Origin of the sequence: Paenibacillus sp. PSB04 (assembly GCF_025809195.1) — a bacterium.
In the GTDB taxonomy this organism is placed as follows: Bacteria; Bacillota; Bacilli; order Paenibacillales; family Paenibacillaceae; genus Paenibacillus_AQ; species Paenibacillus_AQ favisporus.
Genome location: NZ_CP081301.1, coordinates 6,976,905 through 7,002,129, shown reverse-complemented (window position 1 = coordinate 7,002,129; position 25,225 = coordinate 6,976,905). Strand labels below are relative to the sequence as shown.

The following is a 25,225-nucleotide window of genomic DNA, read 5'->3' as shown; positions in this document are numbered from 1 at the left end:
AAGTTAGTGGTTTCGTCCATGTAGCAATTTTATAAATCCGTACCGGAGCCCAGACGGGACCAATGTACAGCTGACCTTCCCGAAAGAAACCGCGAACGTTTGGCGCATTACCTAAAAGCCCTGATGGGGCTTTTTTTGCTGGGAGGACGAAGAACCTTTCCCTATGCAGCTATAGGCACCTTAAATGAGTAAAAACGTTTCGGCATAAAAAGGTAATTGTAAGCGCTTAAAAAAGTTGTTGCCAACTCGAAATACCCTTGCTATAATCGCCTTGAAAAGGTTTTCTTAAAAAGGAAGTTGCCTACATGAAACCAACAATCAGAGATGTTGCCAAGATGGCCGGTGTCTCCATCAGTACGGTCTCGCGGGTCATGAACTCGCCCGAATCGGTGGTGGAGGCCAAGCGCTCACGCGTACTCGAAGCGATCGAGAAGCTCCAGTATCAGCCGAATGCCTTTGCCAGGGGACTGATTTACAGAAAGTCCTTTACCCTTGGGCTCCTTATCCCGGATATCGAGAACATGTACTTTGCCGGGATCATCCGGGGGATGCAGGACGCCTGCGTCAAGCTCGGATACAGCTTGATGATCTGCAACACCGACCGCGACAAGGACCGTCTGCTGTCGTACATCGACGCCTTCCGCGAGAAGCAGGTGGACGGCATCGTCTTCGCCAGCGATATCCTGTATCCGGAGTACTATGAGAAGCTCACCGCATGCCGCATCCCGTTCGTGCTGCTGTCCTCGCATTCGGACGAATTCGAGGTTCCGAGCGTCGAGGTCGACGACGAGGAGGCCGCCTATGAGGCCGTGAAGTTCCTCATTGAGCTGGGCCACCGGGAGATCGGTATGATCGGCTTCAATCATGTGAACTCGGTATCGGGGCCGCCGCGTTACGAAGGCTTCGTCCGGGCCATGAAGGAAGGCGGGCTCACTCATAACATCGAAAGGGTGGCGTACGCGGAACACCGGTTCGAGCAGGCTTATCATGCGTCGCACGAGCTTTTTTCCGCCCATCCGGACATTACGGCCGTATTCTGCGTGGCGGACGAATTCGCCATGGGGACGATCTCGTATCTGAAGGACCGGAATATTCTCGTGCCGGGTCAGGTGTCGGTCGTCGGGTTCGACAATCTGCGGATGGCGAATATGTTCATTCCGAAGCTGACGACGGTGGCCCAGCCGATTTACGAGCTCGGATACCGCGCGGCGGAGAAGCTTCATGAACTGCTTACGACAGGCAGTGTGAAGGTTCCAAAGGAGATGATGAAGCATAAGCTGATCGTAAGGGAGTCATCCCGCCAGAGATAAGCAGATCTTTTTTTTAGAGATCAGAAAGTAAAAGCTTCGGAGCTTCCGCTTCCAGATCTCGCAAGAAAAACTTCCGCTAAATGCGGTCTGTCTGCTGTGAAGATACGTCGATAGCTCTTTTTTTACACGATATTGAAAAGCTTTTCAGAGGGAGATTTACTCCCGGATTCATGTAAGCGTTGTATTTGACCAATATGTTCATTGGTGTATGAACTGGATGTTTCAGGAGGGCGCCGAATTCAATTCTGTGAAGGGGGTGAGCGGCCGCTAAGCTAGGAACCCGTGATGGCATCCGTAACCTGAATCAGGAATCATGAATCGTTTTCTAAATGAAGAAAAGGGGATGTTCCAAAATGAAAAAAACATCAAAGCCCAAACTATCGCTGCTGATGGTGCTGGGACTGTCGTTTACCATGGTGATGAGCGCCTGCGGAAGCAGCAAGGATGCAGGTCCTTCGACAGAACCTGCCGGTACAGCGTCTAACAACGGAGGTTCGACAACGACGGCAACCGAGCCTGCGGCCACACCGGGTTCGCCGCTGGAGGAGGCGCTTCAGGGCAAATATAAAGGCACCAAAGTGACGATGTTCGGGCCGTTTGTAGATGCGGACCAGAAGAAATTCGAATCCAGCATCAAAGACTTTGAGGATAAAACGGGCATCGATATTCAATATGAAGGCTCCAAGGAGTTCGAGGCGACCATCAACGTCCGCGTGGACGGCGGCAACGCGCCGGATATCGCCGACTTCCCGCAGCCAGGCCTGCTGGCCTCGATCGCCAAGACCGGCAAAGTGGTGGATCTGACCAAAGTTCTGGACCAGGAGAAGCTGAAGAAGAACTACAATCAAAGCTGGCTCGACATGGGGACGATGGATGGCAAGGACGGCAAAATTATGGCCGGCATCTGGAACCGCAGCAACGTGAAGAGCTTGGTCTGGTATCCGAAAAAGCAGTTTGAGGAAGCCGGCTACAAAGTTCCGGAAACTTGGGACGAAATGATGGCTCTGACCGAGCAGATCGCCAAGGACGGAGACCCGGCATGGACGATCGGCATCGAGAGCGGCGCGGCTACCGGCTGGCCGGGTACCGACTGGATCGAAAACATTATGCTGCGCACGACAACACCTGAAAACTACGACAAATGGGTCAAAGGCGAGCTGCCTTTCACCTCGCCTGAAGTGAAAAACGCGTTTGAGCTCATGTCCAAAATCTGGATGAACAAGGACTATGTGTATGGCGGCACCAAATCGATCGTGACGACTGCTTTCGGCGATGCGCCGAAACCGATGTTCGAGAATCCTCCGAAAGCCTGGTTCAACCTGACAGGCAACTTTATTACCAGCTTCTTCCCTGAAACGGCTAAGGTCGACCAGGACTACGACTGGTTCTACCTGCCGCCGATCGATTCGAAATACGGCAAACCGGTGCTTGTGGCCGGAGACATCTATGCCATGTTCAACGACCGTCCGGAAGTCCGCGCGGTGATGGAGTTCTTCACGACCGGCGAATCGATCAAGTCGTGGGTGCAGTCCGGCGGCGTAATCGCTCCGATGAACGATGCTTCGCTCGACTGGTACACCTCCGAGTCCGACCGCCGCATGGCGAAGCTGGTCCAGGATGCGACGACCCTCCGCTTTGACGGTTCCGACCTGATGCCGGGCAAAGTGGGCGCCGGTACGTTCTGGAAGGGCATGACCGACTATGTCAGCGGCACCGCGACGCTGGATGAGGCGCTGAAGCAAATTCAGGCCGGCTGGAACAACTAACCGCAGCCGCTTAGCTTTTTGGCAGCGGAGAGGCAGGGATGGGGCAACGAAAGAGGCTGATCGGGTTTTGCGATCCGTCGGCCTCTCTTTTTCCTCCCCGCGTTTGATCAACCCATGAAGTCGTCTGTTTAGGAGGATACCTATGAATACGCAAACGAAACCGGGATTCAGCATCAAGGCGCTGCTCATCTTTCTGGGCGTCCTGATCGCCAATATCGCCGTCAACGGCGTGATCTTCGTCTTTTTCCGGGATTCGTCCCTGAACCCGCTGCTTACCGCAGTGCTGGCCGTTCTATGGGGCGTTCTGGGCGTTTACTTGATTTACTATACGTTTACCTGGGCGGTGGAGAAGTTTCCCGACCGGATCAGCCGCAGCGTGCTCCCGTATGTGTTTATCGGACCGGCGGTTCTGGTGCTGGGCTGGCTGCTCGTGCTGCCAGCGCTGCGTACGCTGTACCTGAGCTTTTTCAATGCGTCTTCTGATAAGTTCGTCGGTCTGGGCAACTATATCGCCATTTTCAGCGACCGGCTGCTCGCAACCGCGCTGCGCAACAACCTGCTGTGGGTTTTCGTCGGAACACTGGCGTGTGTCGCCTTTGGGCTGCTGATTGCCATTCTTGCAGACCGGAGCAGTTATGAGCGGATCGCAAAATCGATCATTTTCATGCCGATGGCCATTTCCTTCGTGGCGGCCGGCGTCATCTGGAAGTTTGTGTACTATTACCAGCCGGGAGACGAGCAGATCGGCCTCCTGAACGCCATCGTCATGGCGCTCGGCGGTGAGCCCCAGGCTTGGGTCAGCATGCTCCAGCCGTGGAACAACTTCTTCCTGATCATCATCCTGATCTGGATGCAGACGGGCTTCGCCATGGTCATCTTCTCGGCGGCCATCAAGGGCGTGCCGGACGATATTCTGGAAGCCTCCCGCGTCGACGGTGCCGGCGAAATCCGCATTTTCTTCCGCATCATCATTCCGTTTATCTCGACGACAATTCTGACCGTCACGACGACGATCATCGTGTTCACCCTGAAAATTTTCGATGTGGTCATGGTCATGACGGGCGGGCAGTACGGCACAGAAGTGGTGGCGACCCAGTTCTACCGGCAGTTCTTTATGTACCGGAACTTCGGCTACGGCTCAACGCTGGCCATCGTGCTCCTGATCGCCGTCCTGCCGGTCATCATCATCAATTTGCGCCAGTTCCGCAAGCAGGGGGGATTCTGACATGGCAGGCAAAAAGAAAAGAAGAAGCAAAAAGTGGATCGTCAACATCGTGCTCGGTATCATCTGTTTCGTATGGCTGCTGCCGACGCTGGGGCTGCTGATTTCGTCCTTCCGTCCGGCTGCGGATATTTTGGAGACCGGATGGTGGAAGGTGTTCCCTCACCAGGAATGGAAAACGAAGGACACGATCCAGCTGTCCAAGGATGTCGACCTGCGCGGGCCGATCGAAGTGAACGGCCAGACGTATACGGACGACCAGCTCAAGAGCGGCGTCATGCAGGACGGGAAGCGGCTGACCTGGGAAAACCGCCGCGCACGCGAAATCAGCGTGCAGGATCAGGGCTGGGTCGGCTCGTCCAAACTGACGCTCGATAACTATAAAAACGTGATCACAGGCAAGGAATATACGATCAAAAATGCCGACGGCAGCGAGTCGAAGGAGAAGGGAACCGGCTTATCCCAGGCGTTCTGGAATACGCTGACGATTGCGGTACCAGCGACGGTTATTCCGGTCCTGATCGCTTCCTTCGCCGCCTACGCCTTCGCCTGGCTGCGGTTCCCGGGACGCAAGACGCTGTTCGTCGTCATTATCGCGATGCTGGTCATTCCGATTCAGGTGGCGCTGATCCCCGTGCTGAAGGATTATACTTCGCTCGGCCTGAACGGCAGCTACCTCGGGATCTGGCTGGCGCATACGGCGTTTGGCTTGCCGCTGGTTACGTACTTTATGTACAACTTCATCAGCCAGCTGCCAAAGGACTTGTTCGAATCGGCCTTTATGGACGGGGCTACCCACTTCACCATTTTCAGCCGGCTGATCCTGCCCTTGTCGGTCCCGGCGCTTGCTTCCATCGGCATCTTCCAGTTTCTGTGGGTATGGAACGACTATCTCGTCTCGCTGATCTTTATCGGCAACCAGCCGGAAGTGCAGGTCATGTCGATGAAAATCGCCGATCTGGTCGGCTCCCGCGGGAACGACTGGCACCTGCTGACGTCCGCCGCCTTCATCTCGATGCTGATGCCGCTTGCGATCTTCTTCCTGCTCCAGAAGTACTTCGTCAGAGGACTGATGGGCGGATCGGTGAAAGGTTAACGGTACCTCCGGGTAACATGAATATATAATGAAGCCCTTGCGGCGTAAGGAGCTGAAGTCGAAGATGAGGATGGAAACGTATGTGAGGCCGCAGCCGCTGTACCCTTACGAGGCATGGAGTCTGTCCGAGGAAACGTATGACGAGGCAAACAACCAGCGCAGCGAAAGCCTGTTTGCCATCGGCAACGGATATATCGGCATGCGCGGCAATTTCGAGGAAGGCTTTTACGGCATGTTGGGCACCTCCGTCACCGGCAACTATCTGAACGGGTTCTATGACTCCGAGCCGATCGTGTATCCCGAAGGGGCGTACGGGTATCCGGAGCGGAATCACGCGATGCTGAACGTGACCAACGCGCAGCGTGTGGAGCTGCGGATCGAGGGCCAGCTGTTCCATCTGAACAGCGGCGTCGTCCACGACTACCGGCGGGAGCTGGACATGAAAAAGGGGATGCTGACGCGCGAGATCGAGTGGGAAGCACCCGGCGGCCAGCGTGCCCGGATCCGGATCCGCCGGTTCGCCGCCCTCCAGCACAAGCATTTGGCGGTTATCCATTATGAAGTCACCGCCCTTAATTTCAGCGGGGCCATCAGCCTGACCTCCGCGCTGGACGGTAAGATCGCATCGCAGAACAACAACGGCGATCCCCGTCTGGGCGCCGCCAAGGCTGAGCCCAGCTTGCTGCTCGAAGATACGGGCCATGATGGAGAGCTGTCCTGGATGAGACAGCGTACACGGCATTCGGGATTCATGCTCCTGACGGCCATGAGCCATGATCTGCAGACGAATCAGCCCTCCCAGACTTCGGCGTGGTCGGAGAACGAGTATGCGGTATCTGAATTTACCTTATCACTCCGGCAGGGGGAGAGCGCAGCCCTCACTAAATACGTCACGTACCATACGTCCAAGGATTATGCCGAAGGGGAGCTGATTGTCCGTGCTGAAGAGGTTCAGCGGATGGCCCGGCAGTCGGGGTTTGAGGTGCTTGCCCAAGAACAGCAGTCTTTTCTCGAACAGTTCTGGAGAACCGCCGATGTGGAAATCGCCGGCGACCCTGCACTGCAGCAGGGCATCCGCTTCAATGCATTTCAGCTGCTGCAGTCCGTCGGCCGGGACGGCGTGACCAACATCGGCGCCAAGGGTCTCACAGGTGAAGGATATGAGGGCCATTACTTCTGGGATACGGAAATGTACATGCTGCCGTTCTTCACCTATACCCGGCCGGATATTGCCAGGGCGCTGCTGCATTTCCGCTACGCCACGCTGGACAAAGCCCGCGAACGGGCCCGGGTCATGTCGCAGAAGGGAGCTTTGTTCCCTTGGCGGACCATCGACGGGGAAGAGAACTCGTCCTATTATCCCGCCGGGACGGCCCAGGCCCACATCAACGCGGACATTGCCTACGGGATCAAGCAGTATGTGTCCGCCACCGGAGATTCCGATTTCCTGCTGAATGAGGGCGCCGAAATATTGTTTGAGACGTCGAGGTTCTGGGTGGACCTCGGGCATTTCAATCCGGCCCGCGACGGAAAGTTCTGTATCGACGGCGTGACCGGACCTGACGAGTATACGGCCATCGTCAACAATAACGCCTATACGAACCTTATGGTGCAGGATCAGCTGCGCTACGCGGTGCAGGTGGCCGGCTGGCTGGCGGAATCACATCCGGCGGAAGATCAGCGTCTGCGGACGGCGATCGGCCTGACGGACGAGGAAATCGCGTTTTGGGGCAGGGCCGCGGAGAACATGTTCGTGCCGTATGATGCCGAGCTTGGCATCTATGCGCAGGACGATACGTTCCTGACGAAGGCCAAATGGGATTTTCAGAACACACCGGCCGACAAGTACCCGCTGCTTCTGCATTTTCATCCGCTCGTCATCTACCGCCACCAGGTGCTGAAGCAGGCCGATCTGGTGCTGGCGCTGTTCCTGCTCGGCGAACGGTTCACGATGGAGGAGAAAATCCGGAACTACCGCTACTATGAGCCTTTGACGACGCATGATTCCTCACTGTCGCCGTGCATTCACAGCATCGTCTCGGCCGAGATCGGTGAACTCGAAGAAGCGTATGCTTATTTCGACCGGACGGTGCGCATGGATTTGGACGACATCAACCGGAATGCCAAGGACGGGCTGCATACGGCGGCCATGGCCGGGTCCTGGATGTCCATCGTATACGGGTTTGCGGGCATGCGCCTGGTAGACGGCATGCTGGAATTTGCGCCGGCGCTGCCCGGGCAGTGGGACAGCTACCGCTTCCGGATCATGAACCGGGGCCGGCTCCTGGAGGTGATTGTCGACGCCAAGGGAACGGTATACGGACTTCTGGAGGGGGAACCGCTGCAGATCCGCCACAAGGGGGAAGAGCTGACCCTTGAAGCAGGGAAGACGGTCAGAAGGTAACGAAACACGGCGGAGTTTTGGAACGAGAGACACCAGGGAATCACCCGGCAGGTTCGTCCCGGAACTCCGCTTTTCAACTTTATAAAAAAAGTTTGGCGAAACGCTTGACGATGATAATGGATCCATGGTAAGATCTATCTTGTCGCTAAGAAAAAAACATTTCGAACGTGACCAACTGAATATGCGGTCGTGGCGGAATTGGCAGACGCGCACGGTTCAGGTCCGTGTGGGCTAACCCCCCGTGGAGGTTCGAGTCCTCTCGACCGCATCGTTGATAGGATCATGTGATTGCTGAAAGGCAATGCATGATCCTATTTTTATGTTTATTTACGCCGATAGGCGTTTTTTTTATGCTCTTCAGGCTTGTGATTACAGACTGGAGCCGGGTGCTCTCGGATCAGGGCACCCGGCCTAACTGCTCCCGAAGCCGCGTGATGTCGCTGATCGGCGGAAGGCCGAAAAGCCGGGCGTATTCGCGGCTGAATTGGGACGGACTTTCGTAACCGACTCGAAAAGCAACATCCGCTGCATCGGCAGATTCGGATAACAAGAGACGGCGGGCCTCCTGCAGCCGCAGCTGCTTTTGGTACTGCAGCGGGCTCATGGCCGTGACCTCCTTAAAGTGACGGTGCAGGGAGGAGGGGGCCATATGGGCAGCGGCCGCCAGCTCATCGATTCGGAGCGGCTCCATGTACTCCCGCTTCAGCTGCTCTACCACTACGGCAATCCGGTTCGAGCTGCTTCCCCTCAAGGCCATTTGCCTTAATACGTTTCCTTGCTCTCCCTGCAAAACCCGATATAAGATCTCACGAACGATGAGCGGTGCCAGTATTGGTATATCCTCCGGGTTATCGAGCAGGCGTGTAAGCCTGACAGCCGCGTCCAGCAGAGGAGCAGTCGATTGTTCCACGAATAACCCCCGTTTCGAACGGAGCTTCTTCCGGGATACCGGATTCGCCTCGTTTACTAAGTCCAACGCATCTTTTAGGTTAAGTTTAAGCCTGAAGCACAAATAAGGCATATCCGGCGTTGCTTCAATAATCTGGGCGGAGACGGGCAAATCCAGGGAGATGACCAGATAGCTGGACGGCCCATACGTAAAGCTCTCGTCTGCAAGCATGACCACCTTCGAACCTTGGGAGACGATACACAGCTCTGGTTCATGGACCGAAAACGAAGGGAACGTCGTTTTCGAACTGCGAATCAGGGAAAGGGAAGGAATAAGCGTCTCGTGAATGCCATCTCCGTCCGTATGTTTTTCCATCAATAGGGACAATTCCTTCTGATACGAAACCAAGGAATTGGCGTGGTTGGATAAATCCCGCATGAATTGTTTTCCCCTCCTTATCTATGTCCATTATAAGCCCTGTTGGACCCAGCGATGAATCGTTTTGAGAGAATCAGGCAATCATTTGCGATTTTTAGACTACCTCTGCTTTTTTCGGCTGGTTCATAATCAGGTTGAAAGAAAGGAGAGGAAGAGGAATGGATAAGCGCATTTTCATTCTGGCGCTGGCTGCCTTTACAGTAGGCTCCGTTGAACTGGTCATTGCCGGGATTTTGGATATGATCGCCCGGGATCTGCGCGTTTCCGTCGGTGTGGCAGGCCAACTGGTTTCGGTGTATTCTCTGGTTTTCGCCTTAGGATCCCCCGTCTTGATCGCTTTAACTACGAAGGTTGAGCGCCGAAGGCTGCTGGTCATCGCCATGCTGGTGTTTACGGCTGGAAATATCATGTCTATGTTAAGTCCGAATTTTACGATGCTGCTGCTATCCAGGGTTATTCTGGCGGCAAGCTGCTCCATCGTTGTCGTTCTGTCGATCACCCTGGCTTCGGGGATTGTGACACCTGAAGCAAAAGGGCGAGCGATTGGAATGATCTTTATGGGGATCAGCGGCTCCCTCGTGCTCGGCGTTCCGCTGGGGACGTTGATCGGCGAGGCTTGGGGCTGGCGGGCAACCTTTGCTTTTATTGGCGTACTTTCGTTCATTGTGACGATATGCATCATGAAATTTCTGCCCCAAGCGGCGTCTCCGCCTAAGCTTCCGATGCGGGAACAGCTGCGTACGTTGGGAAATTCTAAAATTGTGTTCGCCCATCTCGTCTCCATTCTGCAAATGACGGGCCAGTTTACGATCTATGCCTATATCACGCCGTTTTTACAGACCATGTTGAACCTGTCTCCCGGTCAAATCAGCTTCGTCTTGCTGGTTTATGGGCTGGCCGGCATTGCAGGGGGGTGGATTGGAGGGTGGGCGGCCGACCGCTTTGGGGCAGCCCGGACAATGCTCGTCACGCTGCTGCTCCACGCCATGGCGATCCTGCTTCTGCCCTGGGCAGCTGCCTCCATGCTGCGCTTGCTGCCCGTCGTCATCGTCTGGTGTGCGTTTAACATGGCTCCAAGTCCGGCTATTCAAAGCTATTTGGTGCGGCTTGCACCAAAGTCGGCGGACATCCAGCTCTCCCTAAATACCTCCTCGCTGCATCTCGGCGTAGCTGCGGGATCTGCCATCGGCGGCGTGGTGATCAGCCGTTATGAGGTTACGGCCAATGCCTGGATCGGAGGTCTGATTGTTATCCTGGCTATTGTTTCGGCCATCGTTACCCTGTACAGAGGCAGGGTGATTCATAGTAAAGGAGATAACTCCCTTCAGGATAGCCCCTCCTGAGAAAGCCGTCTCTGCCATGTAAAAGGTAACCCTAGTGAACCGCCCATCCGATAACCGGATGGGCGGTTTTTGGCATTCTATTTCTCCTGCTCCTGGATCACCTGCTCGATCCCGAGCAGAATCAGCTTCAGTCCGAACTCGAACGCCTTGTCTGTCCCCATCAGCTCGAACAGCCCGTTCTTGAACATCCTCCGGAACAGTCCGGCATCCGTCTCGCTCATGGAGTCCAGAAGGCGAATCATCTCCTCACCTGGAAGCGCTCCTTCTCCGTGCTCCTTAACAATCGCGGAGACATTGCGCTGATGCTCATAATCGTCCAGAACGAAGTTAAAAATATAATTCATCAGCGTAAGAACCACTTGCATTTTCTGCTCCTGCTCGAGCGGCGTCGATTCCACGCAGAGCAGCATCCGGTTGGTGAACCGGATGATGTCCGGTTCGTGGGGCAGCGTCAACATCATGAGCTGCGTGGAGCAGGGATACCGGCCGAGCACGCTTCGCACCGTTACCGCCAGCCCCTTCAGCTGCTCCTTCCAGTCCCCCTCGGCATGATACTCCTCCAGAATGATTTTCGATACCTGGTTGGCCAGACGCTGGTAGAGATTTTGTTTGCTCTTGAAGTACCAGTATATCGAGGGAGCCTGAATCCCCAGCCGGTCGGCTAATCGTCTCATGCTGAACTTTTCGATACCTTCTTCGCCAAGAAGCTCCCATGAGGCTTCCAAAATTCGATCCTCCGAAATCTGAGGCTGCTGTTTTTTCATCGGGAATCCATCCTTTTACCTAACAGTGTAAGTTTATGCTTTACATGTTCATAAGACCATGATATCATCTAACACTGTAAGGTTCAAACTAACACTGTAAGATGACATCTGCACTGTTAGACGGTTGACCTAAAACAATAAAGAAAGCAGGGACCCGCATGGATACAGAAAATCTTCATTATTTTGAAAAGGCACCGGTTGCCAAAGCCGTAGCTCATTTCGCTGTACCGATGATGCTGGGCACGTCAATGAGTGTCATCTATTCCATATTGAATGCCTATTTCCTGGGCACACTCCACAATACGGCGATGTTAACCGCTCTCGCGCTAACCTTGCCGTTGTTCGCCATCATCATGGCACTGGGCAACTTGATTGGCATCGGGGGCGGTACCTTCATTTCCCGTTTGCTGGGAGAGAAAAAATTGGATGATGTCAAGCATGTGTCTTCATTCGCTTTTTACAGCAGTTTAGTTATTGGTCTTATCGTGATGGCCGTAGGTATCCCGCTGATTGATCCCATTGTCCATGGCCTGGGGGCAACGCACGACTCCTTTGGCTTTACGAAGGACTATGTCACGATGATGCTTATTGGTTCACCATTCGTCATCTTATTTTTCACACTGGAAAATATCGTACGCTCGGAGGGTGCGGCAATGACGTCGATGATGGGTATGATTCTGAGTGTTGCCGTGAATATTATTCTCGATGCGCTGGTCATCTTCGCTTTTCATTGGGGCGTGATCGGCGTTGCGTCTGCTACGGTCATTTCCAACTTGGTCGCCAGCGTATTCTACGCCTACCATATGGGATATAAGAGCTCATTTTTAACCATTTCCGTTAAATGGTTTAAGGCGTCCAAAGAGATTTTGAGCAATGTCATCAAAATTGGAATTCCCGTCTTTATTATGAGTATCTTTTTGGGGGCCATGTCGCTCATCTTTAATCGTTTTCTTGTAGAATATGGAGATCCGGCCGTTGCAGCTTACGGAATTTCATCGCGTTTATTGCAGTTTCCCGAGTTTATTCTGATGGGTTTATGTGAGGGAGTCGTGCCATTGATTGCCTTCTCTTTTACAGCGAATAAATTGCGTATGAAGCAAACGATCGGATTTACGATCAAAACGATTGTAGCGTTAGCCGTCGCGTTCGGCATCATCGTTTATTTGATTTCCGACCACTTGATTGGTTTATTTACGAATGACCCGCAATTAATTGAAATGGGCAGCTATATCCTGCATGTGACGTTCTTATCCTTGTTCATTACAGGCATGACCACGTTGTTTACGGGGATCTTCCAAGCGACCGCGCAAGGAACCGCCGCGTTTATTATGTCCATTATTCAAGGAGTTACTCTGATTCCTGTACTCTATATTGCCAATCGAATGAACGGCTTCCACGGGGTAGTCTGGTCGCTCGTCATCGCGGATGCCGTCGCGTTCCTGGTCGGGGCGATCATGCTGTATGCTTTGCGGAACAAATTACAGCCCGATATGGAGAGTTTAGTACAGTAGAAAACATAGGGTTATCGTTCGTTGAGGAGATTACATTTTACGAAGGAAAAAAGGGAAGAGAGGCTTACCACGAATATGAGGCCGATGCTCTTTTACTGCTATGATTGTGATATGTAGACATCTGTCGTTCTTAAATACAAAAAAGCTGCGGTCAACAACCCCGCAACTATTGATTGTATAAAGGATCGAGACGACAGGATTTGAACCTGCGACCTCTTGCTCCCGAAGCAAGCGCTCTACCAAGCTGAGCCACGTCTCGTTAAGAGAAAGCTTATACTATAAAATTTACTCCGATTTTACATTTTGTAAAGGGGGTAAAAGAAAAATTCACAATTCGTTTAATGATTGGGCAAAATGATCCTGTGCTGCCAGCAAATGAAAAGACCGGGGGAATCGCGAAGATTCCTTCCGGTCTTGTTTGGTTTCTAAGGGTAAGTTTTATTTGCCCGCAGCATCGGCCGGCTTGGACGGCTTTTCCGAATCATTCGCAGGGGTGGTATTGCCTGGCTTGCTGCCCGCTGGTGTATTGCCAGCCTGGGTACCTGTTGGAGTGCTGCTTGCTTTGGCATCCGCCGGTTTGGTCCCATCTGTCTTGGTATCAGCGGGTTTCGTGCCGCTCGTTTGATCATCTGCCGGGGAAGTTCCTGCTCCGGATCCGGCCGGAGGAGAAGTCGCCCCCGTGTTTGCATCCGTATTCAAATCCGTATTCACATCCGTCTTCGCATGCTCCTTCTCCAGATCCTTCCACTCCGGCAGCGCCGCCACATAAGCATCCGACATGCTGATCAGCTTGTGCGCCCGCTCGTACGTTTCCTTCGAATCCAGCGGCTTGGTGACTTTGCCTCCGTTCAGCGGATAGGTCACCCCGTCGGCGTAACCGGAGCCCGGTACAAACGCTCCCTTAGCCGAAATAAACGAGCCTGACGGGAGATAATACCGCTGCGGCAGCACGGGGCTGTTCTGGTTGAGCAGATCCTGGCCGAAGTGCACCTGGTTCTTCAGCGAGACGCCGATCAGATTGGCCAGCGTCGGGAAAATATCCGACTGCCCGCCGACCTGCTCCAGCGTCTGGGCTTTTTGGTTCGGCACAGAGAGGACGAGCGGGATGTTCATCATATCGGGGAGGGTGTACTCCCGTCCGTAAATTTCCTGCATCAGCTTTTTCTCTTTGTTATTGAGTGAATATATCGGAAGTCCCTGATGATCACCGTACAGGACGATGACGCTGTTGTCCCAGACGCCGTTTTTCTTCAGCTCGTCCACGAACTGGCCGAGGGCGTAGTCGGCATAGTTCTGGGACTGGATATAATCCCCGACAAGGGTTCCCTTATAACGGTCGGGAAGCTCCATCTTGAACTTGCGCTCCGGGATGCGGAACGGGTGATGGCCCGACATGGAAATGACCTGCACGTAGAACGGCTTGCCGGTTCCCTGCATCCGCGCCAGCTCGTCGGCCGTCTTGGCATATAGCAGCTCGTCCGATGAACCGAACGAAACGAGGTCATTTTTGCCGAAAAACTTGTCGTCGTAATATTTTTCCCATCCAAGCGCTTTATACAGCTGATCCCGGTTCCAGAACACGACGCTGTTCGTATGGAACGTCGCCGTCTGATAGCCGCTCGCGGCAAACGCTTTGGGGGCGCTCGGCAGCGCCTTGTCCGCATACACCTCGGAAGCAGCCCCGTTGGAAGGAACGTAGAGGGAAGTGTTCACGACGAATTCGGCATCCGCCGTGTTTCCCTGACCGACCTGCTGGAAGAAATGCGGGAAATACATATGATCTTTGACCAGCTTGTTCATGTTCGGGGTAATTTCCTTGCCGTCGATCTTCAGGTTGACAAGGAAATTCTGGAACGCTTCGAGCTGAATGACGATGACGTTTTTGCCCTTGGCGGCACCCCAGTATGCCGGCTGCGCCGGCTCGGTCGTTCCTTTCACCTGGGCAACCGCCTCGGGCGTGACCGACTTGGCGTCGACCTTAATGTTCTTGGAAGGGGCAAAGCCGACATACGCTTCATAGTTGAGAATCCCCATATCCCGGGCCTGCTGGAATTCGTTCATCCCGCTCCGGAACGGAAAAATGCACGCGGCACAGGCGATCAGTGCCAGGACGGCTGCCCCCGCAAACCACGGTCGGCCCGTTCGGACGGACAAGCTGCGGCCAAAGGCGCGGAACCGCCGGCTGGAACAGATAAGGATGAACAGCACGACGATATCGGTAAAAATGAACAAGTAATACGGATCCATGAGCGAAAAGACGCTGCTGTTGACCTCGGATACCTGGTTTACTTGGCGCAGCTCATGATAAGTAACGATAACTCCGAAATACTTATAGTACATAATGACGGCAAAATAAATAATGGTCAGAACCAGGTCCACAATCAGGTAGGTGACCAGCTTCTTGCGGTAGGCCAGCGTTTCGATCAGGCAGAAGAGCAGCCAAACGGGCGGTATGCCCGTCAGCAGCATCATGCCGAAGCCTCCGGCATTTTCCCTGAACACGACCGTCCAGACCAAAAGCATTTTTAAAATCATGACAATGGAGAAGAAGATAAAAGGTTTACCTATCAGCGCTCTCCATGAAAAACGGTTATGCAAAATCAATCGACGCCCCTTTCGTAATTTCCACACAGATCGCTAAGCCCATCCAAGGGCGTATAGGAATCAGCAGCGTACGGTCTGACATCCGCAGGTTGTCCTGCCGGCGGGCCGCCCGCGTTCCCTCTTCAGCATCATGGATTACCCCTTATCAAAAACGCCATCAGGCCACAGCAAACACAAGGCTTGGACACCTGTGCTAAGCCGGGCCATACGCGGGACAATGAAGTTAATAGTAACTATTACACTATTGCAATTTAAGCACAGGGCCCAGGGAATTGCAAGATTCGCCCGGGATGTAAAGAGGGGGGTGGACCCGGCTGGGCATAGCCTCCCGAACCGGGCAGATGATTGATGAAGAAGGATGTCATCACTCTATTATATATAGGAAGAGACAGGATCATTCCATCGGGGAGAAGGGGAGATGCTGTGTGGAAAAAGGCGGCGGTTCCCGTTACTTCGTCAATCCGGCATGAATCGTATCGAGGTTCCATTTCATCATGGCGAGGTAGCTGTCTCCCTCTTCTCCGGGCTTGCCGGTGGAATCGGTGAACACCTTGCCGAATATCCGAACCCCGGTCTCCTTGGAGACGCTCTCCAAACTGCGCGGATCCACGCTGGTCTCCACAAACAACGCAGGCACCTGCTCCGCCTTCACGATATCGATAATCCGCTTCATCTGCTCAGGGGTGCCTTGGTTCTCCGTATTGATCTCCCAAATGTATTGGGCCTTCAGCCCGTAAGCCGCGGAAAAATATTTAAAAGCCCCTTCACTTGTAACGAGAACCCGGCGTTCCTCCGGGATGTCGGCAAAGCGTGTCACGGCATCATCGTGCAGCTTCTTCAATTCCTCGATATAGTTCCCGGCATTCTTCTCATAATATTCACGGTTGGCCGGGTCTGCTTTCGTCAGCGCCGCAAGGGCGTTCTCCGCATAGCGGATCCCGTTCTCAATGCTCAGCCAGGCATGCGGATCCTGCTCGGATTCCTTGCCGGCGGAGGTCAGGTACATCGGCTCCACGCCTTCGCTCAGTGCATAGACAGGGGCGTCTTCCCCCGCTTTTCCCGACGTCTCCAGCAGTTTGGCGAACCAGCCGTTCCCCGTCTCCAGATTAAGCCCGTTATAGAAAATGACATCGGCATCGCTGGCATGCTTGAGATCCGCAGGCAGCGGATCATATTCATGGGGGTCCGTGCCGACAGGCACGATCGAATACAGCTCTACACGGTCCCCAGCAACCTGCTTCACGATATCGTACAGGATCGAATACGTGGTCAGCACGACCGGCTTCTCCCCGGAAGAGCCGGCTTTATTCTCGGTTTGACCGGAGCAGCCGGCGGCAAGTGCCAGGACCAGCATAAGTACGGCTCCGAGCCAAACCTTCCTTTTATGTTTCATACAGATTCCCTCCTATTTAAAAAGAATCATTGCGGCGCGAACACTGCTGCCGGCGTCAAAGTCCTTTCAGCGCCGCCTTTTTGCGCCGGGAACGGAAATGCCGCCACAGGACGCCCTGTTTTGGTGAAAAGGCCAATGCCAGCATGAACCAGATAGCTGACGCGAGCACGATGGCTGCACCGGAGGCCAGATTGTATTTGACGCTGAAATACAGTCCCACCACGGCTGATAACGCGCCGAAGCCGGCAGCCAGATAAATCATCACCCACAGCCGGTTGGTCAGCAGATAAGCGGTGGAGGCGGGGGTGATCAGCATGGCGACGACGAGGATGATGCCGACGGTCTGCAGGGAGGCGACGGTCACGAGGGTGAGCAGGGTCATCAGCAGGTAATGGATAAGCCGCCCGGGCAGCCCGTATGCCGCAGACATAACCGGATCGAACGAGCTGACCAGCAGCTCTTTGTAGAACAGGTAGACGACCGCGGCGATCACGATGCCGATGATCAGCGTGATCCACATGTCGGAGGTGCGGACCGCAAGCACGTTGCCGAACAGGATGTGGTACAGGTCGGTCGAGCTTTTCGCAAAGGTAATCAGGATGATGCCGACGGCAAAAAAGGACGTAAACACGATGCCGATCGCCGAGTCGTTCTTGATCCGGCTGTTTTGGCTGACGTATCCGATGCCGAGCGCTGTCAGCACGCCCGTCACCACGGCGCCGAAAAAGAAGTTGATGCCCAGCATGTAGGACAGGGCGACGCCAGGCAGGACCGCATGGGAAATCGCATCGCCCATGAGCGCCATGCCGCGCAGAATGATGAAGCAGCCGATAATGCCGCAGATCATTCCGACCATGACCGAGGTCAGCAGCGCTTTTTGCAAAAAGCCGTATTCCAGGATTCCGCTTAAGAATTCCATTACACGCCCACTCCGTTCTTTTCAAGAAAGGTCAGCTGCGCCGCATAAGCCTGGCTGAGAATGTCCGGACGGCAGACTTCGCGGGCCGGACCTGCCTTCACCAGCTCGCCGTTAAGCAGCACAAGCCCGTCGAAATACGCTTCCGCCTTGCTCAAATCGTGATGGACCACGAGCACCGTGCGGTTCTGATCCCGGAGCTCTTTCAAAATGGCGACGATCGTCTCCTCGCTGGCGGCGTCCACGCCGACGAAGGGCTCATCCAGGCAGAACAGCTCCGCCTCCTGGGCGAGTGCCCGGGCGAGAAATACGCGCTGCTGCTGCCCGCCGGACAGCTCGCCGATCTGCCGGGAGCCGAAATCCTCCATGCCGACCTTCTCCAGGCAGTGGTAGGCCAGCTCTTTATGCTGCCGCCGCGGCCTCTTGAGCAGGCCGAGCTTCGGATAGGTGCCGAGCAGGACGGTATCGATCACTGTAATCGGGAACGTCATGTCGATTTCGCTGCGCTGCGGAACATAGGCGATGCGGGTCCGGGCTTCCTTGACGCTGCCGCCGAGGATGCGAACTTCGCCGTGGTCCCGCGGAATCAGCTCAAGGAGCGACTTCATCAGCGTGGATTTGCCGGCCCCGTTGGGTCCGATAATACCGGTCATACTGCCGGGAAGCAGCGTAAAACTGACGCCGCGAAGGGCATCCTTGCCGTGATAGGAGACGAATAGGCTGTCGACGGACACCGAAGGGTCGCGGTGACGGGGGAGCATAGCATAAACCTCCTTTGGATTATGAAAACTTTGACATAAGTTTCCCTTGGGACAAATTAATGCACATATATAAAAGTTTTTACCTAAGGAAACTTTATTGAGTATAGGCTAAAACAGATGGGGAGAATTGTAAAGTGTTTTTTTACCTGGGTTGTCCGTTTTTCGTAGGGTAAGACGAGGACAAAACAGTGTTAGTATGCGGGGCGATCATAGGGGGCGGAGCCAAAAAAAGCCCCGATTCCGTGGAATCAGGGCTTCATATTCTGCTCGGTGATTTGCTGTTTGGCGAACTGCTTGAACTGCTCCCTGAGCGGCGAATAGGGCTGATCGGCATGATAGGCCATATAGGCCTTGACCGATTTGCCTGCCGGACCGGGGGCGGGCAAGTATTGGAGACTTCCGGCGGCGAGCTCGCTTGAGATACCGGACAAGGGGAAGAAGGAGATGAAATCCCCGTCCTCTACCGTGTGCTTGACCGACTCCGGCGAATTGATGATCATGCGCTCCCACAAATGGATTCCGCTCTCGATCGCGTAGGTCCGGGTGAAGTCCCGCATAAAAGAGCCTTCGGCATGCTGGATGAAGAAATGCTGGGCAACCAGCTGATCGCTCAGCGATTTCAGGCTGGAGAAAGGGTGTCCCGGCGCAAAAATGACGACAAGCTCATCTTCCAGCAGCAGGTCTTCCTTGATGCCGGCAGCCGCAACGTCCTGCGAATAATAAAAGGCAAGGTCCACCTCATGATTGTAGTGCAGTTCCTGAACGGTCCGGCTGGGCTGAACGGTCAGCTCGATCTGGATGCCGGGATACTGCCGGCAGAACCGGTTGACGAGCCTGGGCAGGTGAATCGTCCCCATCAGGCTGTCGGCGCCGATATGAAGAATGCCTTTGCCCAAATCGGCGTAGTCCTGCACGGCCTTCCGCGCCTCGGCGGCCAGCCCCGTCATTTTGACGGCGTAGGGGTACAACGCCTTGCCGGCGTCGGTCAGCAGGATGCGGCCCCGCCTGGACTCGAAGAGGGCGATGCCCAGCTCTTCCTCTAAGCTTTTCATATGAAAGGTGACGGTCGGCTGTTTCATATCCAGCTCTTTGGCTACGTCGGTTACCTTCTTGTATTTTTCAATATAAACAAGGATTTGCAATTTTAACAAATTCAACGATGATTCCCCCTCGGTCACGTCCGATTCCTCTTCATTATAGAATTAATCTATGGACTCATAAAGATTATATTCTGATATTTATCTTTCTTTTTACAAAACGCATCATTTTACAAAATGATAGAGAACTACAATGAACTTGTCGGTAAACTTCATAGAGTTACACGGCAAACCAAAATGGGGGGAAACATTAGATTATGAAATTCAAAAAACCGTTACTTATGTTTTGTACGTTGGTCCTGGTTCTTATGCTGGCTGCCTGCGGCAGCAAAAACGCGTCGGATAGCGGCAGCACTACGGGTTCGGGAACCGCAACTGAAGATAAACCGGCTGCAGAGGAAACGCTCAGCGGATCCGTTCTGGCTGTAGGCTCCACAGCACTCCAACCGCTCGTAGAGCAAGTCGCACAAAAGTTCATGGGTGAATCCCAATACTCTAAAATCCAAGTTCAAGTGCAAGGCGGCGGCAGCGGCACCGGCCTGACTCAAGTTTCCGGCGGCCAAGCCAACATCGGCAACTCCGACGTATTTGCTGAAGAAAAGCTGGATGCAGACAAAGCCAAAGAACTCGTTGACCATCAAGTGGCCGTTGTAGCCATGGCGGCTGTAACGAATCCTGACGCAGGCGTAGACAGCCTGACGAAGCAGCAGCTGGTTGATATTTTCACAGGAAAAGTGACGAACTGGAAAGACGTTGGCGGCAAGGATGAAAAGATCGTTATCGTCAACCGTCCTGCAAGCTCCGGTACCCGCGCAACGTTTGAAAAATATGCACTCGGAACGAAGACCGAAGACCTGCAAGGTTCGATCCAAGAAGATTCTTCCGGTACGGTGAAAAAGATCATTTCCGAAACGCCAGGTGCCATCGGATACCTTGCTCTGTCCTATCTGGACGACAAAGTGAAAACTCTGAAATATGACGGTGTGGAAGCAACGGAAGAGAACGTAGCCTCCGGTAAATACCCAGTATGGGCTTACGAGCACATGTACACCAAAGGTGAGCCTGCTCCGGAAGTGAAGGCGTTCCTGGACTACATGACTTCGGATGCTGTGCAAAACGGCGACGTGGTTGAGCTCGGATACATTCCGGCTTCCAAAATGGAAGTGAAACGCGACAAGGACGGCAACATCACGAAATAACATCAGGTTCCTTGAGCTCTCATGAAACACTGAATATGTACGACAAGAGGCGGAGAGACCAACTTCTGCCTCTATTTTCACTTTAGAAAGAAGGACAACGATGAAAGCTATAGATGAAAGGCCTGTAGGCATCGCTGACAACCCCCGTCCCGGACGGTTTAAAAAACATCATATGGAAGATTTCGCGGGACGCAGCTATACGACGATTTGTGCGATTCTGCTGATCGTCATTATTTTGTCCATCGTTTATTTTGTCGCTTCCAAGGGGCTGGCGACCTTTTTTAGAGACGGCGTCAGCTTCAGCGAATTTCTGTTTGGCTCCAAATGGGATCCGGACGGCAACCATGGCGAGCCGCAGTTCGGCGTCATGCCGTTTATTTTCGGTTCATTCGCGACGTCGATTCTGGCAGCGGTCATCGCCAGTCCGCTCAGCATCTGCGCCTCGCTGTTCATGACGGAAATCGTACCGGGCTGGGGCAAAAAGCTGCTGCAGCCGGTCATTGAGCTGCTTGCCGGAATTCCGTCCGTCGTATACGGATTTGTCGGCTTGACGGTCATCGTTCCGGCCCTGCGCGACATGTTTCCCGGTCAGGGGATCGGAATCGCCGCGGGCTCGATCGTGCTGTCTGTCATGATTCTGCCGACGATTACGAGTATCGGTACCGACGCCCTGTCCTCGCTGCCGCGGGGCCTCAAGGAGTCCTCGTACGCACTCGGCGCAACGCGCTGGCAAACCATCTACAGAGTTATTCTGCCAACCGTGCTTCCTTCTATTCTGACCGGGGTGGTCCTGGGCATGGCCCGCGCCTTCGGGGAAGCGCTGGCGGTACAGATGGTCATCGGGAATGCGCCGCATATTCCGCGGTCGCTGTTCGAATCCGCCTCAACGCTGACCAGCGTCATTACGCTGGATATGGGCAACACCGTCATGGGCACCGCGCACAGTAACGCGCTGTGGAGCATGGCGCTCGCACTCATGTTCATGACCTTTATCTTCGTCGTTATCGTTCGCCTGCTCGAAAGGAGAAATCGGATTTGAAAGCTAAAGCCGCTGACAAAATTGCAACAGCCATTATTGTGGTGTTTTCCTTATTCATCGTGGCGGTTCTGCTCGGACTGCTCGGATTTATTCTGTACCGGGGACTCAGCCACATCAGCTGGCACTTCCTGACTTCTGTGCCCCAAACGATCCGGGAGGGCGGCGGCATCGGTCCGCAGCTGTTCAACTCCTTATTCCTGCTGGTATTGACGCTTATTATTACAATTCCGCTGGGCCTGGGTGCCGGCATCTATATGGCCGAGTACGCCAAGCCAGGCAAGATCACTGGAGCAATCCGCCTCGTCGTCGAGGTGCTGTCCTCGTTTCCGTCTATCGTCGTCGGCTTGTTCGGTCTGCTCTTGATCGTTAACACGTTCGGCTTTGGCTTTTCGCTCTTCTCCGGCGCGCTGGTACTGACGATCTTTAATCTGCCGCTCATGGTCCGCATCACGGAGCAGGCGTTCCGCAGCGTACCGAAGGAGCAGAAGGAAGCGGGACTTGCGCTCGGATTATCGAAATGGAAAATCATCACGTCCGTGCTGTTTCCCGTCGCCCTGCCGAGCATCGTGACCGGTACGGTTCTGGCGGCAGGACGTGTATTCGGGGAAGCGGCAGCGCTCCTGTTTACCGCAGGGATGTCCACGCCGCGCCTTGATTTTACCAACTGGAACCCGCTGAGCCCGACGTCGCCGATCAATCCGTTCCGTCCGGCGGAAACGCTGGCCGTGCATATTTGGAAAATCAACAGTGAGGGCATTGCGCCCGATGCCGCGGAAATTGCCGCCGGCGCTTCGGCGGTGCTCGTGATCCTCGTGCTTGTCTTCAACCTGTTTGCCCGCTGGTTCGGCAACCTGCTCTACAAGATCATGACGGCATCCAAACGAATGGGATAGGAGAAATGAGCATGCAACAAACATCGACTACATTCCGTACTGAAAACCTGAGCGTGTTTTACGGGGCGTACGAAGCCGTGAAGAACATCAGCCTGACCTTCCCGGACAAGAGCGTTACCGCGCTCATCGGCCCGTCGGGCTGCGGGAAATCGACGTTTCTGCGGTCCCTCAACCGAATGAACGACGAGATTTCCCAGGCCGTGATCAAGGGGAAGATCTGGATCGGCGGGGAGGACATCAACGATCCTTCCACCGACGTCATTCAGCTGCGGCAAAAAATCGGAATGGTATGGCAGAAGCCGAATCCATTTTATAAATCCATCTACGAAAATATCGCTTTTGGACCGAAGTACCATGGCGTGAAAAATAAAAAAGAGCTCGACCAGATCGTCGAGTCCAGCCTGCGCAAAGCGGCGCTGTGGGACGAAGTGAAGGACCGCCTGAAGCAGTCCGCCTTGTCGCTTTCGGGCGGCCAGCAGCAGCGCCTGTGCATTGCGCGCGCCTTGTCGGTCAACCCGGGGATTCTGCTCCTCGATGAGCCGGCGTCGGCTCTCGATCCGGTTTCAACCTCGAAGGTTGAGGAACTGATCGTTGAGCTCAAGAAAGAGCTGAGCATCGTCATCGTGACGCACAACATGCAGCAGGCCGCACGGATTTCCGACTATACGGCGTATTTCTATCTTGGCACGCTGATGGAGCATAACGATACCGAAATTATTTTCACCAACCCGGCCAATGCCATGACCCAGGAGTATATCTCCGGACGGTTTGGATGAGCCGCCGTTTGCAGCACAGCAAAAAGCCGTCTCCCCATCAAGAATGGGGGACGGCTTATTTAATTATATAAGTTAGAACAAGAGCGATCGTAGGAACTTTTTACGTAATTGCCCCTATCATCGAGCAAACACTCCACTTTGTGGGGAGGGTTAGCGGACGATCATCACCGGACAGTGCGCATGCTGGACGACGCTGTGGCTGACGCTGCCGATCAGCATTTCCGAGACAAGGCCCATGCCCCGGCTGCCCATCACGATCAGGTCGGCCGACTCTTCCTTTGCCGTCTGGCAGATGACCTTGGCCGGATCGCCGGTTTTGCTGACCGTGCGGAAGGCGATTCCCGAGCGGCTCGCTTCTTCGGTGGCCGGGGCGAGTATTTTTTCGCCTTCCTGGCGGATGTGCTCCTCCAGATCTACGCCTACCGGCGGTTCATTGATAGAAACGGTCGGGTTGACGTGCAGGACCACGAGCTCGGGAGCGGTATTCAGGCTCTGCACAAGCGATACGGCGGAATCCAGCGCATGCCGGGCATGCTTGGATCCGTCGACGGGTACGAGAATACGTGAGTACATAGGTAAACCTCCTTAATGGCCTTCTGCCCGGTCAACATGGGCAAGCTTGCGGCGGGATACGAGCAGGGCGACGACGCCGAGGAAGACCATGACGGCACCAAAGTAGAACGGAGTCTCCGCATGGTACCACTCGGACAGCTTGCCGGCGAGCCATGGAGAGACGGCACCGCCGAGGAAGCGGACGAAGCTGTATGCCGCGGAAGCGACGGAGCGCTCCACCGGAGCGGCCTGCATGACGGCCGTGGTGATCAGCGTGTTGTTGATGCCCAGGAAGATCCCGGCCACGATGACGCAGACAATAACGGTTTGTGGCGAGTGATTATACGTGCCGATGCCCATAATGAGCAGCACGATCGTAAACAGCGTAAGCACCGCTGCAATGGACGACACGACGCTGAAGCGCTTCTGCAGCTTCGGAGCGACAAATACCGACGTGAAGGCAAGCAGAATGCCCCACCCGAAGAAGACATAACCCAGGCCGTGCTCATCCAGGTCCATAACGTACGGCGAGTACGCCATCAGGGTGAAGAAGCCGAAGTTATACAGGAATGCTGTAATTCCAAGGATCAGCAGCGCCGGATAGGAAAGCGCCTTGAACGGGTCGGCCAGCGTGCTGGCTTTTTTCGGCTTGGGCACGTTCGGAAGCATAAACGTAACGAAAATAAATCCGATGGCCATGAGAACGGCCACGCCAAAGAACGGTCCGCGCCAGGAGATGGAGCCCAGCTCGCCGCCCAGCAGCGGTCCGACAGAAATCCCGAGACCGAGCGCGGCCTCATACAAAATGATCGCTTTGGCCGTGCCGGACGTGGACAGCCCGACGATCGCGGACAGTGCGGTGGCGATGAAGAGGGCGTTGCCGAGTCCCCAGCCGCCGCGGAAACCGACGATGCCGCCGATGGAGTTCGACAGACCGCCCAGCGCCGCGAAGATGACGATGAGCAGCATCCCGGTCAGCAGCGTCTTCTTGATGCCGATCCGGCTGGAAATGACGCCGGTAATCAGCATCGCTACGCCGGTTACCAGGTTGTAGCTCGTGAACAGGAGTGAAACCTGGCTCTTGGATGCGTGCAGCTGCTCGGCGATGGCCGGCAGAATCGGGTCAACCAGGCCGAGGCCCATAAAGGAGATGATACAGGCGAAAGCGATCGCCCATACCGCCTTCGGCTGGGACAACAGCCCGCCTTGGCGCTGTTCCAGCTCAAGGGGCTGCGAAGCATTGGTTTTCATA

Annotated in this window: 20 protein-coding genes and 2 tRNA genes; 12 read left to right on the top strand and 10 right to left on the bottom strand. The window is 54.6% G+C overall.

Annotated elements, in window-relative coordinates; genetic code table 11:
* Nucleotides 1-305 precede the first annotated feature (305 nt).
* From K2F33_RS32100 to K2F33_RS32075, 6 genes are all read left to right on the top strand, one after another.
* Nucleotides 306-1,310: a LacI family DNA-binding transcriptional regulator gene (locus K2F33_RS32100; protein WP_089546000.1), complete on the top strand. Its 1,005-nt coding sequence runs from the start codon at nucleotides 306-308 to the stop codon at nucleotides 1,308-1,310.
* Between the two features lie 353 nt (nucleotides 1,311-1,663).
* Nucleotides 1,664-3,076 (top strand): ABC transporter substrate-binding protein, encoded by a 1,413-nt coding sequence (locus K2F33_RS32095; protein ID WP_212970073.1) that lies wholly within the window; start codon nucleotides 1,664-1,666, stop codon nucleotides 3,074-3,076.
* Between the two features lie 142 nt (nucleotides 3,077-3,218).
* Nucleotides 3,219-4,301, top strand: coding sequence for a carbohydrate ABC transporter permease (locus K2F33_RS32090; RefSeq protein ID WP_076170294.1), 1,083 nt, complete (start codon nucleotides 3,219-3,221; stop codon nucleotides 4,299-4,301).
* Between the two features lies 1 nt (nucleotide 4,302).
* The gene (locus K2F33_RS32085; RefSeq protein WP_089546004.1) at nucleotides 4,303-5,394 is read left to right on the top strand and encodes a carbohydrate ABC transporter permease; all 1,092 of its coding nucleotides are present in this window, start codon (nucleotides 4,303-4,305) and stop codon (nucleotides 5,392-5,394) included.
* A gap of 64 nt (nucleotides 5,395-5,458) precedes the next feature.
* Nucleotides 5,459-7,798: a glycoside hydrolase family 65 protein gene (locus K2F33_RS32080; protein WP_263880561.1), complete on the top strand. Its 2,340-nt coding sequence runs from the start codon at nucleotides 5,459-5,461 to the stop codon at nucleotides 7,796-7,798.
* A 183-nt stretch (nucleotides 7,799-7,981) separates the two neighbouring features.
* Nucleotides 7,982-8,066 (top strand) — tRNA-Leu (locus tag K2F33_RS32075).
* Between the two features lie 129 nt (nucleotides 8,067-8,195).
* Here the strand turns inward: K2F33_RS32075 and K2F33_RS32070 are convergent.
* Nucleotides 8,196-9,125: an AraC family transcriptional regulator gene (locus K2F33_RS32070; RefSeq protein WP_089546007.1), complete on the bottom strand. Its 930-nt coding sequence runs from the start codon at nucleotides 9,123-9,125 to the stop codon at nucleotides 8,196-8,198.
* 158 nt (nucleotides 9,126-9,283) lie between these two features.
* On the opposite strand from K2F33_RS32070, the gene K2F33_RS32065 reads away from it, so the two are divergent.
* On the top strand, nucleotides 9,284-10,468 hold the full coding sequence (locus K2F33_RS32065) for an MFS transporter (protein WP_263880560.1): 1,185 nt from the start codon (nucleotides 9,284-9,286) through the stop codon (nucleotides 10,466-10,468).
* A gap of 77 nt (nucleotides 10,469-10,545) precedes the next feature.
* Here the strand turns inward: K2F33_RS32065 and K2F33_RS32060 are convergent, their stop codons facing one another.
* On the bottom strand, nucleotides 10,546-11,232 hold the full coding sequence (locus K2F33_RS32060) for a TetR/AcrR family transcriptional regulator (RefSeq protein ID WP_116232430.1): 687 nt from the start codon (nucleotides 11,230-11,232) through the stop codon (nucleotides 10,546-10,548).
* 158 nt (nucleotides 11,233-11,390) lie between these two features.
* Between K2F33_RS32060 and K2F33_RS32055 the strand changes: the two genes are divergently transcribed.
* Nucleotides 11,391-12,743, top strand: coding sequence for an MATE family efflux transporter (locus K2F33_RS32055; RefSeq protein WP_263880559.1), 1,353 nt, complete (start codon nucleotides 11,391-11,393; stop codon nucleotides 12,741-12,743).
* A gap of 185 nt (nucleotides 12,744-12,928) precedes the next feature.
* Here the strand turns inward: K2F33_RS32055 and K2F33_RS32050 are convergent.
* From K2F33_RS32050 to K2F33_RS32025, 6 genes are all read right to left on the bottom strand, one after another.
* Nucleotides 12,929-13,002: transfer RNA gene (locus K2F33_RS32050), tRNA-Pro, on the bottom strand.
* A gap of 179 nt (nucleotides 13,003-13,181) precedes the next feature.
* Complete coding sequence (locus K2F33_RS32045) at nucleotides 13,182-15,341, bottom strand: sulfatase-like hydrolase/transferase (RefSeq protein ID WP_318671737.1); 2,160 nt, start codon at nucleotides 15,339-15,341, stop codon at nucleotides 13,182-13,184.
* Nucleotides 15,342-15,795: 454 nt separating this feature from the next.
* Nucleotides 15,796-16,740 (bottom strand): metal ABC transporter substrate-binding protein, encoded by a 945-nt coding sequence (locus tag K2F33_RS32040; protein ID WP_263880558.1) that lies wholly within the window; start codon nucleotides 16,738-16,740, stop codon nucleotides 15,796-15,798.
* A 55-nt stretch (nucleotides 16,741-16,795) separates the two neighbouring features.
* A complete protein-coding gene (locus K2F33_RS32035) occupies nucleotides 16,796-17,659 on the bottom strand; it encodes a metal ABC transporter permease (protein WP_263880557.1) in 864 nt (287 codons plus the stop codon).
* On the bottom strand, nucleotides 17,659-18,417 hold the full coding sequence (locus tag K2F33_RS32030; RefSeq protein ID WP_089546015.1) for a metal ABC transporter ATP-binding protein: 759 nt from the start codon (nucleotides 18,415-18,417) through the stop codon (nucleotides 17,659-17,661). Before K2F33_RS32030 ends, K2F33_RS32035 begins: the two co-directional genes overlap by 1 nt.
* Before the next feature lie 248 nt (nucleotides 18,418-18,665).
* Nucleotides 18,666-19,574 (bottom strand): LysR family transcriptional regulator, encoded by a 909-nt coding sequence (locus tag K2F33_RS32025; RefSeq protein WP_263880556.1) that lies wholly within the window; start codon nucleotides 19,572-19,574, stop codon nucleotides 18,666-18,668.
* A 197-nt stretch (nucleotides 19,575-19,771) separates the two neighbouring features.
* Here K2F33_RS32025 and K2F33_RS32020 point away from each other — a divergent pair, with 197 nt between their 5' ends.
* The 4 genes from K2F33_RS32020 to pstB all read left to right on the top strand — a co-directional run bounded on the left by K2F33_RS32020 (nucleotide 19,772) and on the right by pstB (nucleotide 23,421).
* The gene (locus tag K2F33_RS32020) at nucleotides 19,772-20,713 is read left to right on the top strand and encodes a phosphate ABC transporter substrate-binding protein PstS family protein (RefSeq protein WP_089546018.1); all 942 of its coding nucleotides are present in this window, start codon (nucleotides 19,772-19,774) and stop codon (nucleotides 20,711-20,713) included.
* 172 nt (nucleotides 20,714-20,885) lie between these two features.
* Complete coding sequence (gene pstC / locus K2F33_RS32015) at nucleotides 20,886-21,752, top strand: phosphate ABC transporter permease subunit PstC (protein WP_373309580.1); 867 nt, start codon at nucleotides 20,886-20,888, stop codon at nucleotides 21,750-21,752.
* Complete coding sequence (gene pstA, locus K2F33_RS32010) at nucleotides 21,749-22,645, top strand: phosphate ABC transporter permease PstA (protein WP_145135746.1); 897 nt, start codon at nucleotides 21,749-21,751, stop codon at nucleotides 22,643-22,645. The genes pstC and pstA overlap by 4 nt, the downstream gene beginning before the upstream one ends.
* A 5-nt stretch (nucleotides 22,646-22,650) precedes the next feature.
* Nucleotides 22,651-23,421, top strand: coding sequence for a phosphate ABC transporter ATP-binding protein PstB (pstB, locus tag K2F33_RS32005; protein WP_412973957.1), 771 nt, complete (start codon nucleotides 22,651-22,653; stop codon nucleotides 23,419-23,421).
* Between the two features lie 150 nt (nucleotides 23,422-23,571).
* On the opposite strand, the gene K2F33_RS32000 is transcribed toward pstB, so the two are convergent.
* Nucleotides 23,572-23,994: a universal stress protein gene (locus tag K2F33_RS32000; RefSeq protein WP_089546023.1), complete on the bottom strand. Its 423-nt coding sequence runs from the start codon at nucleotides 23,992-23,994 to the stop codon at nucleotides 23,572-23,574.
* A 12-nt stretch (nucleotides 23,995-24,006) separates the two neighbouring features.
* Nucleotides 24,007-25,224 (bottom strand): MFS transporter, encoded by a 1,218-nt coding sequence (locus K2F33_RS31995; protein ID WP_089546024.1) that lies wholly within the window; start codon nucleotides 25,222-25,224, stop codon nucleotides 24,007-24,009.
* Nucleotide 25,225: the final 1 nt, after the last annotated feature.

Bases quoted from the DNA above. Each gene is read 5' to 3' on its own strand.
- K2F33_RS32100 (WP_089546000.1), top strand. From the start codon at position 306: ATGAAACCAACAATCAGAGATGTTGCCAAGATGGCCGGTGTCTCCATC.
- K2F33_RS32095 (WP_212970073.1), top strand. From the start codon at position 1,664: ATGAAAAAAACATCAAAGCCCAAACTATCGCTGCTGATGGTGCTGGGA.
- K2F33_RS32090 (WP_076170294.1), top strand. From the start codon at position 3,219: ATGAATACGCAAACGAAACCGGGATTCAGCATCAAGGCGCTGCTCATC.
- K2F33_RS32085 (WP_089546004.1), top strand. From the start codon at position 4,303: ATGGCAGGCAAAAAGAAAAGAAGAAGCAAAAAGTGGATCGTCAACATC.
- K2F33_RS32080 (WP_263880561.1), top strand. From the start codon at position 5,459: ATGAGGATGGAAACGTATGTGAGGCCGCAGCCGCTGTACCCTTACGAG.
- K2F33_RS32070 (WP_089546007.1), bottom strand. From the start codon at position 9,125: ATGCGGGATTTATCCAACCACGCCAATTCCTTGGTTTCGTATCAGAAG.
- K2F33_RS32065 (WP_263880560.1), top strand. From the start codon at position 9,284: ATGGATAAGCGCATTTTCATTCTGGCGCTGGCTGCCTTTACAGTAGGC.
- K2F33_RS32060 (WP_116232430.1), bottom strand. From the start codon at position 11,232: ATGAAAAAACAGCAGCCTCAGATTTCGGAGGATCGAATTTTGGAAGCC.
- K2F33_RS32055 (WP_263880559.1), top strand. From the start codon at position 11,391: ATGGATACAGAAAATCTTCATTATTTTGAAAAGGCACCGGTTGCCAAA.
- K2F33_RS32040 (WP_263880558.1), bottom strand. From the start codon at position 16,740: ATGAAACATAAAAGGAAGGTTTGGCTCGGAGCCGTACTTATGCTGGTC.
- K2F33_RS32035 (WP_263880557.1), bottom strand. From the start codon at position 17,659: ATGGAATTCTTAAGCGGAATCCTGGAATACGGCTTTTTGCAAAAAGCG.
- K2F33_RS32030 (WP_089546015.1), bottom strand. From the start codon at position 18,417: ATGCTCCCCCGTCACCGCGACCCTTCGGTGTCCGTCGACAGCCTATTC.
- K2F33_RS32020 (WP_089546018.1), top strand. From the start codon at position 19,772: ATGAAATTCAAAAAACCGTTACTTATGTTTTGTACGTTGGTCCTGGTT.
- pstC (WP_373309580.1), top strand. From the start codon at position 20,886: ATGGAAGATTTCGCGGGACGCAGCTATACGACGATTTGTGCGATTCTG.
- pstB (WP_412973957.1), top strand. From the start codon at position 22,651: ATGAGCATGCAACAAACATCGACTACATTCCGTACTGAAAACCTGAGC.
- K2F33_RS32000 (WP_089546023.1), bottom strand. From the start codon at position 23,994: ATGTACTCACGTATTCTCGTACCCGTCGACGGATCCAAGCATGCCCGG.
- K2F33_RS31995 (WP_089546024.1), bottom strand. From the start codon at position 25,224: ATGAAAACCAATGCTTCGCAGCCCCTTGAGCTGGAACAGCGCCAAGGC.